General features: G+C 75.0%; 10 protein-coding genes. 6 read left to right on the forward strand and 4 right to left on the reverse strand.

The window, feature by feature from the left end; all coding sequences use genetic code 11:
* Positions 1-48 precede the first annotated feature (48 nt).
* The 4 genes from AB0P17_RS33385 (at position 49) to AB0P17_RS33400 (ending at position 7,854) form a co-directional block, all read left to right on the forward strand.
* Positions 49-1,203, forward strand: coding sequence for an AAA family ATPase (locus AB0P17_RS33385; RefSeq protein ID WP_365816904.1), 1,155 nt, complete (start codon positions 49-51; stop codon positions 1,201-1,203).
* On the forward strand, positions 1,190-4,984 hold the full coding sequence (locus AB0P17_RS33390; protein ID WP_365816906.1) for a DUF5682 family protein: 3,795 nt from the start codon (positions 1,190-1,192) through the stop codon (positions 4,982-4,984). The genes AB0P17_RS33385 and AB0P17_RS33390 overlap by 14 nt, the downstream gene beginning before the upstream one ends.
* Complete coding sequence (locus AB0P17_RS33395; protein WP_365816908.1) at positions 4,981-6,900, forward strand: hypothetical protein; 1,920 nt, start codon at positions 4,981-4,983, stop codon at positions 6,898-6,900. The genes AB0P17_RS33390 and AB0P17_RS33395 overlap by 4 nt, the downstream gene beginning before the upstream one ends.
* A 294-nt stretch (positions 6,901-7,194) precedes the next feature.
* Positions 7,195-7,854: an ElyC/SanA/YdcF family protein gene (locus tag AB0P17_RS33400; RefSeq protein ID WP_365816981.1), complete on the forward strand. Its 660-nt coding sequence runs from the start codon at positions 7,195-7,197 to the stop codon at positions 7,852-7,854.
* Here AB0P17_RS33400 and AB0P17_RS33405 read toward each other — a convergent pair.
* The 3 genes from AB0P17_RS33405 to AB0P17_RS33415 form a co-directional block, all read right to left on the reverse strand.
* The gene (locus AB0P17_RS33405; RefSeq protein ID WP_365816910.1) at positions 7,838-8,350 is read right to left on the reverse strand and encodes a gamma-glutamylcyclotransferase family protein; all 513 of its coding nucleotides are present in this window, start codon (positions 8,348-8,350) and stop codon (positions 7,838-7,840) included. The genes AB0P17_RS33400 and AB0P17_RS33405 overlap by 17 nt on opposite strands.
* Positions 8,347-8,703, reverse strand: a complete 357-nt coding sequence (gene cutA, locus AB0P17_RS33410; RefSeq protein WP_365816912.1) for a divalent-cation tolerance protein CutA — start codon at positions 8,701-8,703, stop codon at positions 8,347-8,349. Before cutA ends, AB0P17_RS33405 begins: the two co-directional genes overlap by 4 nt.
* A gap of 87 nt (positions 8,704-8,790) precedes the next feature.
* Positions 8,791-9,483, reverse strand: a complete 693-nt coding sequence (locus AB0P17_RS33415) for an NAD(P)H-dependent oxidoreductase (protein ID WP_365816914.1) — start codon at positions 9,481-9,483, stop codon at positions 8,791-8,793.
* A gap of 79 nt (positions 9,484-9,562) precedes the next feature.
* Here AB0P17_RS33415 and AB0P17_RS33420 point away from each other — a divergent pair, with 79 nt between their 5' ends.
* Positions 9,563-10,351: an aminotransferase class IV gene (locus AB0P17_RS33420; protein ID WP_365816916.1), complete on the forward strand. Its 789-nt coding sequence runs from the start codon at positions 9,563-9,565 to the stop codon at positions 10,349-10,351.
* Positions 10,352-10,830: 479 nt separating this feature from the next.
* On the opposite strand, the gene AB0P17_RS33425 is transcribed toward AB0P17_RS33420, so the two are convergent.
* Positions 10,831-11,610 carry a TSUP family transporter gene (locus AB0P17_RS33425; RefSeq protein ID WP_365816918.1) on the reverse strand — a complete coding sequence of 260 codons (780 nt, stop codon included), beginning with the start codon at positions 11,608-11,610 and terminating at the stop codon, positions 10,831-10,833.
* Positions 11,611-12,022: 412 nt separating this feature from the next.
* Between AB0P17_RS33425 and nirB the strand changes: the two genes are divergently transcribed.
* The gene (gene nirB, locus AB0P17_RS33430) at positions 12,023-14,572 is read left to right on the forward strand and encodes a nitrite reductase large subunit NirB (RefSeq protein WP_365816920.1); all 2,550 of its coding nucleotides are present in this window, start codon (positions 12,023-12,025) and stop codon (positions 14,570-14,572) included.
* The last annotated feature ends 16 nt before the right edge of the window (positions 14,573-14,588 follow it).

Here is a 14,588-nt window from a genome sequence, read left to right on the forward strand (position 1 = left end):
GGCAGGCCGTCGGGCGGCGACACAGGCACGGAGAAGGATGGCGCGGGGATGGGTACGGAGACGGATTCCGGGGCAGGGCCGGGGCGGCAGTTGGAGCTCCCGGAGGACCGGTACGCGGCGGAGCTGGCCTTCCTGACGGCGTACGACACCGGACCACGGCCACCGAGCTGGCGGCTGACGCCGCGCGCGGTGGTGCTGTTCATCTGCGGTTCGGGCGACGAGCCACTGCGTGCCCCGGACGGCGAACAGCTCGTCGTCACAAGGAAGTTCGTGGGCGACCGGTCGCTGGTGGAGCGCTGTGTGGTGACACTGGCGGGCGAGCGCGGGCTGCTCCTCGTCGGTGAGCCGGGCACGGCGAAGTCGATGCTCTCCGAGCTGCTGGCCGCCGCCGTCTGCGGCGCGAGCACGCTCACCGTGCAGGGCACCGCGGGCACCACGGAGGACCAGCTCCGCTACGGCTGGAACTACGCGATGCTCCTCGCCAAGGGCCCGAGCAGGGAAGCCCTGGTGCCTTCCCCGGTTCTCACGGCCATGACGCGCGGCGCCGTGGCCCGGGTCGAAGAGGTCACCCGCATGCTGCCGGAGGTGCAGGACTCGCTGGTCTCGCTGCTCTCCGAGCGCCGGATGTCGGTGCCCGAACTGGCGGGCGGGGACGGCGGGGAGGGGACGGTGCACGCGGTCCCCGGCTTCACGCTGATCGCCACGGCCAATCTCCGCGACAAGGGGGTCTCCGAGATGTCCGCCGCGCTGAAGCGTCGGTTCAACTTCGAGACGGTCGGCCCGATCGACGATCTGGAGGCCGAGACGGCGCTGGTCCGTGCCCAGGCGACGGCGGCGCTGGCGCGCGGCGGCACGGAACTCCTGGTGGACGACACGGTGCTCGAAGCGCTGGTGACGGCGTTCCGGGAGCTGCGCACCGGGCGGAGCGCGGAGGGCTGGGAGATCGAACGCCCCTCGACGGTGATGTCGACGGCGGAGGCGGTCCACGTCGCCACGTCGATGGGGCTGGGCGCGGCCTATCTCGGCGAGGGCCGGGATGTCGTACGGACACTGCCGGGCCATCTGCTCGGCACCGTACGCAAGGACGACCCGGCCGACCACGCGCGGCTGCTGGGTTACTGGGACGGCCCGGTCCGGCGCCGCGCGGAGGCGGGGGCGCCGCTGTGGCGGACGCTGTGGGAGCTGCGCCATGAGCTGGGGTGAGGCGGGGGCCATCCAGACGCCGGTCGGGCGGGCTCGGGCCGGGCAGGCTCGGATCGATCGGGCCGGGGCCGGTGGGGCGGGCGGCGACGCGGCCGGGGTTCCGGAGGCGCTGGACGCGCTCGCCGGATGCCGGGAGCCGTATCTGATCGGGGTACGGCACCACTCCCCGGCGCTGGCCGCGGCCGTACCGGCGATGCTGGCGGAGGCGGCGCCGGAGGTGGTGTTCGTCGAGCTGCCGGAGGAGTTCGGGGCCTGGCTGCCGTATCTCGCCGACCCGGAGACGGTGCCGCCGGTCGCGCTGGCGGGCACCACGGCGGGCTCGGACGGCCCGGGGGACGGGGCGGGGAGCGGGCTGGTGTTCCTGCCGTTCGCGGAGTTCTCGCCGGAGCTGGCCGCCATCCGCTGGGCAAGGGCGGCGGGGGTGGAGGTCGTCGCCTTCGACCTGCCCCTGGCGGCGCGGGCGACGGCGCGCCGCCGGGAGGAGACCGGGGCGGGCGCGCCGGAGCCGCGGGGCGGATCGGGCGTCGTCCCCGGCGCGCTCGCCGCCGCGCTGCGCGCCCGGGCCGGCGGGCGGCCCGGCGACGACCTGTGGGACCGGCTGGTCGAGGCCGTCGCCCCCGGGTCGGACGCGGAGGCGCTGCGCCGGGCAGCGCTGCTGGTCGGCTGGGCGCTGCGGGCGGACGCGGGCGCGGTGGACCCGTACGACCTGCGGCGTGAGGCGAACATGCGGCGGCGGCTGGCGGAGCACCGGGACCGCCGTACGGCCGCCGTGATCGGGGCCTTTCACGCGCCCGCGCTGCTGCCCGGCGGGGCGGAGGCGGGCCAGGCGGAGGCGGACGGTGCGGAGGCGTGCCGGTCGGGGACAGGCCGTTCGGGGACGGATGTCTCCGCGACCGGGGTGGCGGGAGGCGGCGGCGCAAGGGACGGCGCCGGGGAGGTCGTCACCTCGCTCGTGCCCTACGCGTACGCGCTGCTGGACGAGCGGTCCGGGTACCCGGCGGGGATCCGGGACCCGGAGTGGCAGCGCGGGGTGTATCTCGCCGGTGGTGATCGCGCGCTGCTGGACGAGCTGCTGACGGCGACCGCGGTGCGGATCTGCGCGTCCGTACGGGACGCCGGGCACCCGAGCGGACCGGTGGACGCCCGTGAGGTCGTCCGGGTCGCCCGGGACCTCGCGGCGCTGCGCGGGCTGCCCGCCGCCGGGCGCGGGGAGTTGGTGGAGGCGGTGCAGACGGTCCTCGCGCAGGGGCGGGTGCTCGGGCGGGGCCGGGTCGTGGCCGCCGCCATGGAGAAGGTCCTGGTCGGCTCGCGGCAGGGACGGCCGGCCCCCGGCACCCCGCGGTCAGGGCTGGGACCTGCCGTGGAGGCGCTGCTCGGCGAGTTGTCGCTGCCCACTCCGGCCGATCCGGGCCGCCGTGAACTGCGCCTCGACGCTCACCGCGGGGAGCGGGACCGGCGCCGCGAGCTGTGTCTGCGCCGGCTGGCCGCCTGCCGGATCCCGTACGGCGAGGAGGGCGAGGTGGCGGCCGTGGGCGAGGCGGCGCCGCTGACCACGCGCTGGGCGGTGACCTGGACCCCGTCGACGGCGGCCATGCTCGACCTGGCGGGCGTGCACGGGGTGACGCTCGACCAGGCGGCGGCCGGGATGCTGCGCAGACGGCGCGCGGCGGAGCGGAACGCGGGCGGCCCGACGGCGGCCGAGGTGCTGGCCGGTCTCCTGGAGGCGGCGCGCTGCGGGCTGCCCGTACTGGCCGCGGAGCGGCTGACGGAGACGGCCGCGCTGCTGCCGGACTCCGGCACCCTGCCCGAACTGCTCTCGGGGCTCGCTCTGTTGGACCGGATCCGGTCGGGGCATCTGCCGGGGCTGCCGGCGGGGTGGGAGCGGGTCGCGCTCGACGCGGCGTACGAGGAGCTGGCCACAGCGGGAATCCGCGCCCTCGACGGGCTGGCGGGCTCCACGGATCCGGCGGACGCGCGGGCCCTGGTGTCGCTGGCGGACCGGGCCACCGCGGCACCGGGGCGCCCGGCGGACGGAGCCCCGGCCCCGAAGGCCGGGGGCGGTGGGCTGCGGCTGGACGCGGCGCTGCGGCGGCTCGACACCGAGGGGACACCGCTGATCCGGGGTGCGGCGGGGGCGGCCCGGGTCCTGCTGGGACAGCGGGAGGCGCGGGAGTTCGGCGTCCGGGTGGCGTCCCGCCTGGACGGAGCGACCACGCCCGGACTCCGTACCGATCTGGCGGGCTTCCTGCGCGGGACGCTGCTGGCGGCGGGCCCGCTGCTGGAGACGGGCGGGGCGCTGGACCCGCTGCTGGAACGGGTCGAGTCGCTGTCCGACCGGGGGTTCCTCGACCGGCTTCCCGCGCTGCGGGCGGGGTTCGACATCCTCTCCCCCGCGGCCAGATCACGTCTGCTGGCCGCGGTGCAGGACCGCACGGGCCTCGCCGCGGGCACCCTGCCGCCCGCGTTCTCCGACCCGGCGGCCCTGGCACTCCTCGCCTCGGCCGACCTGGCGGGCCGGGAGGCCCTGGCGGCATGGGGGCTGGCCGGCGCGGCGGAGGAGGAACCGGCGGCGGGCAAGGGGGAGCCCGCTGTGTCCGCCCCGCTCCGCCGGGGCGGCGCCGCGGCGGCCGCCCGCCCCGTACCGGAGGGCGCGGAGCCGGTTCTCGGCGCCGGGGAGCGGTGGCGGTTGCTGCTCGGCAAGGGGCGGGGACTGGGTGGCCGGGCGGCGCGGATCGCGGGGGCGCTCGACGAGTTGTACGGGTACGGGCACGGCGAGGGCGCCCGGAGCGAGGAGCGGACCGGAAGCGGGGGCGGCGGCGGGGACGGGGCCCCGTATCCCGATGTGCGCTCCTGGTCGGCGGAGCTGGCCGCGCTCTTCGGGCCCGGTGTGCGCGAGGAGGTGCTCGCCGCCGCCGCCGAGGCCGGCCGGCTCGACGCCGCGCTGGAACTCGACCCGGCCGCGGCCCGGCCCTCCGTGGAGTTGCTGCGTACGGTCCTGTCGTACGCGGGCGGTCTCCCCGAGCAGCAGCTCGCCCGGCTACGGCCTCTGGTGGCGCGGCTGGTCGCCGAGTTGACGGAGGCACTCGCCAACCGGATGCGTCCCGCGCTCACCGGGCTCGCGCATCCGCGCCCGACGCGTCGGCCCGGTGGCCCGCTGGATCTCTCCCGTACGCTGCGCGCGAATCTGGCGGCGGCCCGCCGGGACCCGGAGACCGGCGCGGTGACGGTCCTGCCGGAGCGGCCCGTCTTCCGCACCCGGGCCCGTAAGTCGGCGGACTGGCGGCTGATCCTGGTCGTGGACGTCTCGGGTTCCATGGAGGCGTCCACGATCTGGGCCGCGCTCACCGCCTCCGTGCTGGCCGGGGTCCCGACGGTCAGCACGCACTTCGTCGCGTTCTCCACCGAAGTGGTCGACCTGACGGACCGGGTGGAGGACCCGCTGAGCCTGCTGCTGGAGGTCCGGGTCGGCGGCGGTACGAACATCGCGCGCGGGCTGCGGCACGCCCGCGAGCTGATGACCGTACCGTCGCGCACGCTGACCGTGCTGATCAGCGACTTCGAGGAGGGCGGCCCGGTCTCCCCGCTGCTCGCCGAGGTACGGGCGCTGGTCGACTCGGGCTGTCAGGTCCTGGGCTGCGCCTCGCTGGACGACGAGGGACGGCCTCGCTATTCGGTGGGCGTGGCGGGCCAGTTGGTGGGGGCGGGCATGCCGGTCGCGGCGCTCAGCCCAATGGAGCTGGCCCGCTGGGTCGGCGAACGCGTAGGAGGAGCAGCCCGATGACCGGTTCCGCCCATTCCCATGGGCCTTCCGCGGGAACCGCCGTCGCGGCCTCGCCCGCCACGGCCGTACTGCCGCCCGTGTCCGCCGAGGTCGCGGCCGGAGCGCTCGATCTGCTGCCGGCCCGGCTGCGCAAGCGGGTGGACGGCGCGGTCGCGAAGGCGGCCGGCTGGCCGGTGGAGGCCACCAGTGAGGGCATCCTCGTGCGCGTCGCGGAGGACACGACGGTCACGCTGCGGGTGACGGGCGGGATCGTCGCCGACGCCGGGAGCGCGGTGTGCGACTGCCTGCTCGCCCCGGCCTGTCTGCACCGCGCGGCCGTGCTGTCCAGCGCCCCGCTCGCCCTGGGCGACGGAGAACCGGGTGGCGAGGAGGCCACCGGCGGAAGCGAGGGCGCCGGTTCTGGCCGGGGCGGAGGCGAGGGCACCGGCGGCGGGGGCGGCAACGGCGGCCCGGGCGAGGACGGGGACAGCGGCCCGGGCGAGGGCGCCGGCGGGGGTGTTGACGAAGGCGTGGGCGGCCTGTTCCCGCTCACCGCCGCGCAGTCCGGTGCGCTGCGTTCCCTCGGCGATGCCGCGACCGCCGTGCTTGTCTCGGGAGTCGCCGGGTCCGGCGCCGTGCACCGCGCCGAGTTGCTGCACGCCGCGCACTCCGCGCGGCTGGCGGGGCTGCCCCGGCCGGCCGCCACCGCCGTCAGAATCGCGCGGCGGCTCGGCGAGGCCCGCTCGGACGACCCCGCGTTCCGGCTCTCCGAGCTCTCCGGCGAACTCGCCGAACTCCTCGCTCTGGTGCGCCGCCCGGCCGACGCGGCGGCGCCCGCCCGACGGGATTACCGGCCCGAGGGGCCGCTCCGGCTGTACGGGCTGTTCACCGAGCCCGTGGTGACGGCGTCCGGCTACGCGGGCGCGACCGTGTACGCGCTCGCCCCGGACGGCTCCCTCCGTACCCGCTCCGACGTGGCTCCCGGTGGCCCCGACCGGGCCCTTCAGGCGTCGGGGACGCCACTGCCCGGCGGCTGCGCGCTCGCCCTCCGGGAGCTGGGCGACGGTGGCGGGGTGATCCTCACCTCGCCGACGGTCTCGCCGGACGGGCGGATCGGCGGGGGCGGACCGGTGCGTTCCGTACGGGCGCCGGGTGCGGGATGGCGGGACGCGCCGCTCGCCGCGCTCTGGGAGCGGCCACCGGCGGCGCAACTGGCCTCGGCTCTGCGGTGGTCGGCCGAGCCCGTCGAAGCCAGGGGCGCGGGTGGCGATCTGCTCTTCCTCGACGGCGTCCTCACCGGCCCGGAGCCGGGCGGCGGGGGGACGGGGTTCGCCGTGTCCGGTGGGCCCGTGCTGCGGCTGGCGGCGCCCGACGAGCGGCCGGAGCTGCCCTACGCGGAGAACCTGGCGCTGTTCGCCACCCGCCCCGGGTCGGCCCTGCGGCTGGTCGCCCGGGTCGTACCGGACCGCCCCGACCTCGTGCACGCGCTGGCCGCCTCCTGGACGGGCCACGACGGCGAGCCCGTCCGGGTGGACCTGGGACTGCGCCGGCTCAACCGCTCGCACCTCCCCGCCGTGGGGGGCGACCGGCCCGTGGCCCCCGTGCCGGGTGCGCGGCCGGCGCTCCCCGTCGAGCTGGATCTGCTGCGCCGGGCCGTGGACCGCGCGGTGGCGGGCGGGCGCGCGGTGTCCGCCGCGGCGGTGGCGGACGAACTCCCCCGCCGGTTGCGGGCCGTGGGCCTCACCACCGGCGCGCGGCGGGCCCTCGCGCTGGCCGAGGCGGCGGCGGACCGCCGCCACGACGTGCTGGGCCGACTGCTCCCCGCCGATCCCGAGGGCTTCGCCCTCGCCTGGCTCGCGGCGTCGGTCTATACGGCGGCGGCGACCGAATCACTGCTGCTGGCGGCCTGGGCACCGCCGGAGATATCCGTCGGCTGACCGCACGGGCCGGGCGGGCAGACACTCCGGGCAGGCCGCGCAGGACGACCGGTGCGCCACGAACTAATAGGCGCCGTCGATCGTCATACAAGGGGCGGGCCGCTCGGGCCCACACCCGAGCCCACCGGGACCATCTCAGGGGGCGGAACCACCTCAGGGGAGAACATGCCGCTGCCCAGACCCGCGCAGGCGCTGAAGTCGGTGACGGCGTGGTGGCCGACGAGAGCGCCGGCGGGGGTCAAGGCACTGCTCGGTGAGGGCCGCGTGCGACGGCGGCGTGCCGTGCAGGCCGTCATGCTGGGCAGCGTGTTGGCCCTGGCGCCGGCGGCCTGGGTGCACGCGGTCGCGGACAGCCGGGTCCGTACGGTGGAGGACGCGCCTGCCAGGGATGTCGCCATGGTCTTCGGCGCCGGGCTGCGGGAGGGCCGGCCGGGGCCGTATCTCGCCCACCGGCTGGACGCCGCCGCCGAGTTGTACCGCGCGGGCACGGTGAAGGTCGTGCTGGTCACCGGGGACAACAGCCGGGCGGAGTACGACGAGCCCGACGCCATGCGCAGCTACCTCGTGGAGCGCGGGGTGCCCGACGGGCGGATCGTCAGCGACTACGCAGGTTTCGACTCCTGGGACTCGTGCGTTCGGGCCAGGAAGATCTTCGGGGTCGAGCGGGCGCTGCTGGTGACGCAGGGCTTCCATGTCCGGCGCGCGGTGGCGCTCTGCGAGGCCGCGGGGGTCGACGCGTACGGGGTCGGGGTCGCCGGACCACGCAACGCGACGTGGTACTACGGCGCGGTGCGGGAGATCTTCGCCGCCGGGAAGGCCGCGGCCGACGCCGTCACGGACCGGCAGCCCATGTTCCTCGGGCCGCGGGAACCGGGCGTGGCGGAGGCGCTGGCCGACGCCCGCGGCCAGGCCGACGCCCACGGCCGCCGCGGCGGCGCTACGGGGGCGGAGTGACGTACGCGATCCAGTCGCCGCCCGCGATCAGCCGTCCCCCGCGCCGCAGCCGCCGCGCCACCCGGGGCGCGGCGAAGTACACCCAGGCCCGGGTCGTGGTGCCGTCGGCGCGCAGGACGTCGCGGACGGCCCGCTCGTACAGGTTGCGCGGGTCCCCGGGCGCCGCGTACTCCTCCAACTCGTCGAGGACGGAGAGCAGTTCGCCGTACGCCTCAGGCGCGGCCGTCACCAGCTCCCCCACGACGACCGGCCCGTTCCCACTCCCACTCCCGGCTTCGGTGCCGGGGATCTCGACCGCGTACGGGTAGCCGGGGCCGTCGTACAGCCACGCCCCCGCGAGGCGGGCCGGCTCCTCGCGCACCGTACGGCCGCGCAGGAACAGGTCGTGGTTGTGCTCGCCGGGCCGCAGCGTGCCGTAGACGAAGAACGGCAGCGGCCCCCCGGACCGGCCGCCGTACGGGCGGCCCTCGGACGGGTCCGGCGCGACCGCCGTCATGCGCCGGTGGTCTCCTCCGTGAGCCACGCCAGGTACTCCGCGCTTCCCCTCACCACCGGCAGGGCGATGATCTCGGGTGTGTCGTAGTCGTGGGCGGCCTTCAGGTGTGCTTCCAGGGCGTCATAGCGCTCCGCGACCGTCTTGAACAGGATCTGCCACTCCTCGGCGGTCTCGATCACGCTCTGCCAGCGGTAGACGGAGGTGACCGGCGCGGAGATCTGCGCGCAGGCGGCGAGCCGCGCCTCGATCACGCCCCGGGCCAGTGCCTCCGCCTTGTCGGCGCTGTCGGTCGTGGTCAGCACGGTCAGATATGCGGAGGAAGACGAGGAAGACGGTGACGGGGGCGCGGACACGGCAGGGCTCCTTCGGGACGTCGCACGGGTGGTCGTACCACACCACAGACCCCGCCCGCATGTCCTCCCTCTCCCTCCCTCTCCCCGTCAGCCGCCGTACGGGCGGACGGCCTTCGCCTCCCGCAGCGCCAGGCCCCACCAGGCGAGCTGGTCGAGCATCGCGGTGGCCGCCGCGTCGCAGCCGGCGGAATCCCTGGGCCGGCCCGCCTCGTCGAAGTGGCCGCCCGCGTTGTGGAAGGAGACGGTGTCCCGGACGGTGACGGCGTGCAGCTCGGCGAAGACCTGCCGGAGCTGCTCGACGGCGCGCAGGCCGCCGGAGATCCCGCCGTACGAGACGAAGCCGACGGGCTTGGCCTGCCACTCGGCGTAGTGCCAGTCGATGAGCGACTTCACGGTGGCGGGGAAGGAGTGGTTGTACTCGGGCGTGAGGACGACGAACGCGTCCGCGCCCGCCAACGGCGCCGAGACCTTGGTGAGTTCGGCCTGGACGGCGGGTTCCGGCCGGAAGGAGAGGGCGGTCGGCAGCTCCACGCCCGCGAGATCGATGAGTTCGGTGGTGAAGTCGGCGCGCCGGGCGACGCGGGAGAGGAACCAGTCGGAGACGACGGGGCCGAAGCGCCCTTCACGGTTGCTGCCGAGGATGACCGCGAGCTTCAGCGGCGCGGGCGCGGAGCCATCCACCGGGCCGGTGACGGCTACTGGGGCGGGCTCGCCCGCCGGGGGTGCGGTGGACTCGGTGACGGTCGCCGCGCCGGCCTGGCCGGACATGTTCGTAGGCATGAGAAGAGCGTGCTACCTCAACCAAGGTCGAGGTCAAGCCGCCGATAGCCCACCCGGCGACCGGCATACGGTGGGAGGTATGACGACCACTTCACCGCTCCTCGTGACCGAGGTCGACGGGCGGCCCGCCACCGCCGACGATCTGCGCCTGCGCGCGCTGGACTCGTACGGACACTTCACGGCGCTCCAGGTCAGGGACGGCAGGACGCGCGGCCTCGCGCACCACCTCGCCCGGCTGGACGCCGCGACCCGTGAACTGTTCGGCACGGGGCTGGACGGCGAGCACGTACGGGGGCTGCTGCGGCACGCGCTCGGCGACGTACGGGACGCCTCGGCGCGGGTGTACGTCCACCGGCCCGACGAGGCGCCCGGGCCGACGCTGATGGTGACCGTAGGGCCGCCCGTGACCCTGGCGGAGCGGGCGCAGGGCCTGATGTCCGTCCCGTACCAGCGCCCCGTACCGCACCTCAAGCACCTCGGTGGCTTCGCCCAGGTGCACTACGGGCGGCTGGCGCGGCGCGCCGGGTTCGACGACGCGCTGCTGGTCGGACCGGGCGGAGTGGTGTCGGAGAGCGCGATCGCCAATGTCGCCTTCTGGGACGGCGCCTCGGTGGTCTGGCCGGACGCGCCGGCCCTGACCGGCATCACCATGGCGCTCGTGGAGCCGCTGCTCCCGGCCGCCGGGCTGCCCTCCGTACGCCGTGAGGTCACCCTCGCGGGGCTCTCCTCGTACCGGGCCGCCTTCCTCACCAACTCGCACGGGATCGCGCCGGTCACGCGGATCGACGGAACGGTCCTGCCGGGCGACGACGCGCTGTTCAAGACGGTGCGCGAGGTGTACGAGACGGTGGCGTGGGACCGGATCTGAGGCGCGGACGCATACGGGCACCGGCCGGCCGAACCGATCCCGAAACCAACCCCGAAACCCACCTCGACGAATTGATTCCGAGCCAACTCCGAGCCAACTCCGAGCCAACTCCGAACCGACTCCGAACCGACTCCGAACCGGCTCCGAACCGGCTCCGAACCGGCTCTCCGTCACCCGTTCGGAACGGGCCGGAAGGCGCGCGCCGCTCCGGGCGCCTTATCTCGGAAGGGACGGCGAGGAGACGGCCTCCGTGCTTCGGTGATTCCGTGTCCGCGTCCGTCGGCACCATCCGGGTCGCGGCGGAGGTGGGCCTTCCGGCCGCCCCCGCCGTCGGCGGGAGCCGGCCCCTGCGCCGCCGGGCGAGCGGCGCGCAGGGAGGCCGGCCGGCGGGCCCTCCTCCCCGCCACGTCCCGCCCGGCGCCGTGCGGCGCCGTTCGCCCCGTCCCCGTCCGGCCGGCAGCCGACGGGGGCGGGGCCCTTCACGCCGTCCACTGGTCGAACGCAAGCTTCGCGACCAGCGAGAACACCACCACCAGCAGCACCCCGCGGACGAACTCGCTGCCCTTGCTGAGCGCCATCCGCGCGCCGAGCGTCCCGCCCGCCAGGTTGAAGACCGCCATCAGCCCGGCGAGCTGCCACAGCACCGTGCCCTGGTACGCGAACATGGCGAGCGCCCCGGCGTTCGTGCAGACGTTCACGATCTTCGCGGTGGCGGACGCCGTCACCAGATCCAGGTGGAGCACCGCCGTGAGCCCCAGCACCAGAAACGTTCCTGTCCCCGGCCCGAAGAGCCCGTCGTAGAAGCCGATCCCGCCGCCCACCAGCACGATCGCGAGGACCGTACGGCGCCGCCCCACCGGGCCGCCCGCCCGCTCCCGGCCGAACGCCGGACGCAGCAGCACGAAGGCGGCCACCCCCAGCAGCACCACCATGATCACCGGACGGAGTGTCGCGCTGCTGATCCCCGCCGCGAAGAACGCGCCCGTCATCGACCCGGCGAGGGCCATGACCCCGATCCGGGCGCCCGTCCCCACGTCCACCGGCGCCCGGCGCGCGTAGGTGACCGCCGCGCCCGTGGTGCCCACGATGGCCACGGCCTTGTTGGTGCCGAGGATGTGCGCGGCGGAGACCTGCGGCAGCCCGAGCAGCATCGCGGGCAGGAGCAGCAGCCCTCCCCCGCCGACCACGGCGTCGATCCAGCCCGCCACGGCGGCGGCGAGGCAGAGCAGGACAAGCACGGTCAGCGATATCTCGGGCACGGTCGCGACCTTATGAAGCGGATACATGCCCTGTCCAACGACATGGGCGAACGACCTGGGCGCCCATCGCCCGCCGCCCGCCACTCGCCGCCCGCCACGCCAGGAAGAGCTCTCCCCTCCCGCCGCCCCCTCACACCCGAGCGCCGGGCGCGCTGAGCGCAGCGTTCCGTACGGGAAACGGGGGCGATGCGGCCGGGTAACAGCCACCGCGCAGGCTTCCGGTGCCGTGACCGGCAATGTTTGCCCCGAAGGAGCGTCGTCCGGTGCGTGCGATCGCAAGGCGGCCGGAAGTCCTTGTAGCGGAGCTACCAGGACTTTTGGCCAACGCCGCGAGCGTGCGTGCTGGGCGGCGCGACGGGGCAAAGCTTGCCGGGAGGGGCACCAGCCAGACCTACCCGATGGAGGCCCCGAGATGTCCACCCCCACGATCGTGGTCGTCGGCCACGGAATGGTCGGTCAGCGGTTCCTGGAGGCCCTGGCCGAGCGCGGCGTGACCGAGCGGTCCCGGGTCGTGGTCCTCTGCGAGGAGCCGCGCCCCGCCTATGACCGGGTGCGGCTGACCTCGTACTTCGACGGCCGGACGCCCGAGGACCTCAGCCTCGTGGAGCCGGACTTCATGGCGCGGCACTCCATCGAGCTGTATCTCGACGACCCGGCAGAGACCGTCGACCGCGCCGCCCGCACGGTCACCTCGCGGGCCGGGCGCGTCTTCCCGTACGACACGCTCGTGCTGGCCACCGGCTCGTACCCCTTCGTGCCGCCCGTGCCGGGCAAGGACGCCACCGGCTGTTTCGTCTACCGCACCATCGAGGATCTGCTCGCGATCGAGGAGTACGCGATGACGGCCCGCACCGGCGCCGTCGTCGGCGGCGGGCTGCTCGGACTGGAGGCGGCGGGCGCGCTCAAGGGGCTCGGGCTCGACACGCACATCGTGGAGTTCGCGCCCCGGCTGATGCCGGTGCAGGTCGACGAGGGCGGCGGCGCGGCCCTGCTGCGCACGATCGAGTCGATGGGGCTGACCGTCCACACGGGTGTGGGGACGCGGGAGGTGACGACGGACGCCGCCGGGACCGTCACCGGTATGGCGCTGTCGGACGGCTCCGCGCTCGACACCGATCTCGTCGTCTTCTCGGCGGGGGTGCGCCCGCGCGACCAGCTCGCCCGCGACGCGGGGCTGACGGTCGGGGAGCGCGGCGGCATCGCGGTGGACGCGCAGTGCCGTACGTCCGACCCCGCCGTCTTCGCGATCGGCGAGTGCGCGCTGGCCTCGGACGGCCGGGTGTACGGGCTGGTGGCGCCCGGGTACGAGATGGCCACGACGGTCGCGGACCTCCTCGCGGCGGACGGGGCCCGGCCGGACGGGTCCGGCTTCACCGGTGCCGATCTGTCGACCAAGCTGAAGCTGCTGGGCGTGGACGTGGCGTCGTTCGGGGACGCGCACGGCGCCGCGCCGGGCTGTCTGGACGTCGTCTACTCCGACGCGCAGGCCGGTGTCTACAAGAAGCTGGTCGTGGACGGGGAAGGCACGCTGCTCGGGGGTGTGCTCGTCGGGGACGCCGACGCGTACGGCATGCTGCGCCCGCTCACCGGGAGTGTCCCGCCGGTCTCCGCGGCCCGGTTGGTGCTGCCGGCCGGGCTCGGCGCACCGGCGGCGATGGGTCCGGAGTCCCTGCCGGACGACGCGGTGATCTGCAGCTGCCACAACGTCACCAAGGGCGCCATCTGCGCCTGCTCGTCGCTGCCCGAGGTGAAGAAGTGCACCAAGGCCGGTACGGGGTGCGGCAGTTGCGTCAAGGTGATCGGCCAGTTGCTGGCGGCGAGCGGCAACGGCCCGGCGGACAAGGGGCTGTGCGGCTGTTTCCCGTACACCCGCAGCGAGCTGTACGAGATCGTCCGCACCCTGCGCCTCACCTCGTACGCCGAACTGCTCGACGGGCACGGCCGGGACGGGGCGCGCGGCGGTGACGGCTGCGAGATCTGCAAGCCGGCCGTCGGCTCGATCATCGCCTCGCTCGCCCCCGTGCTGGGCATGAGCGGATACGTACTGGACGGCGAACAGGCCGCGCTCCAGGACACCAACGACCACTTCCTCGCCAACATCCAGCGCAACGGATCGTATTCGATCGTGCCGCGGATCCCCGGTGGCGAGATCACTCCGGAGAAGCTGATCGTGATCGGCGAGGTGGCCCGGGACTTCGGCCTCTACACGAAGATCACGGGCGGCCAGCGGATCGACCTGTTCGGCGCCCGGGTGGACCAGCTGCCACTGATCTGGACCCGGCTGGTGGACGCGGGCTTCGAGTCGGGGCACGCCTACGGGAAGTCGCTCCGTACGGTCAAGTCCTGTGTGGGGCAGACCTGGTGCCGCTACGGCGTGCAGGACTCGGTGAAGATGGCGATCGACCTGGAGCTGCGCTACCGGGGGCTGCGCTCGCCGCACAAGCTGAAGTCGGCGGTGTCGGGGTGCGCGCGCGAGTGCGCGGAGGCGCGCGGCAAGGACTTCGGGATCATCGCCACGGCCAACGGCTGGAACCTGTACGTCGGCGGCAACGGCGGCGCCGACCCGCGCCACGCGGATCTGCTGGCCCAGGATCTCGGCGACGCCGAACTGGTGCGGCTGATCGACCGGTTCCTCATGTTCTACATCCGCACCGCCGACCGGCTGGAGCGCACCTCCGCGTGGCTGGAGCGGATCGAGGGCGGTCTCGACCATGTGCGGGACGTGGTGGTCCACGACTCGCTGGGGCTCTGCGCGGAGCTGGAGGGCCTGATGGCCGCGCATGTCGCCGGATACCGGGACGAGTGGGCGGAGACGATCAACGACCCCGAGCGGCTGCGGCGGTTCGTGTCGTTCGTCAACGCGCCCGACGCGCCGGACCCGTCGGTGAAGTTCGTACCGGAACGCGATCAGGTCAAGCCGGACCTGGTCTTCCTCACCCTGGAAGGGGCGAACGCCCGATGACCGCATCAGAGATGAC

Source organism: Streptomyces sp. NPDC088124 (assembly GCF_040685895.1).
Classification (GTDB): Bacteria; Actinomycetota; Actinomycetes; order Streptomycetales; family Streptomycetaceae; genus Streptomyces.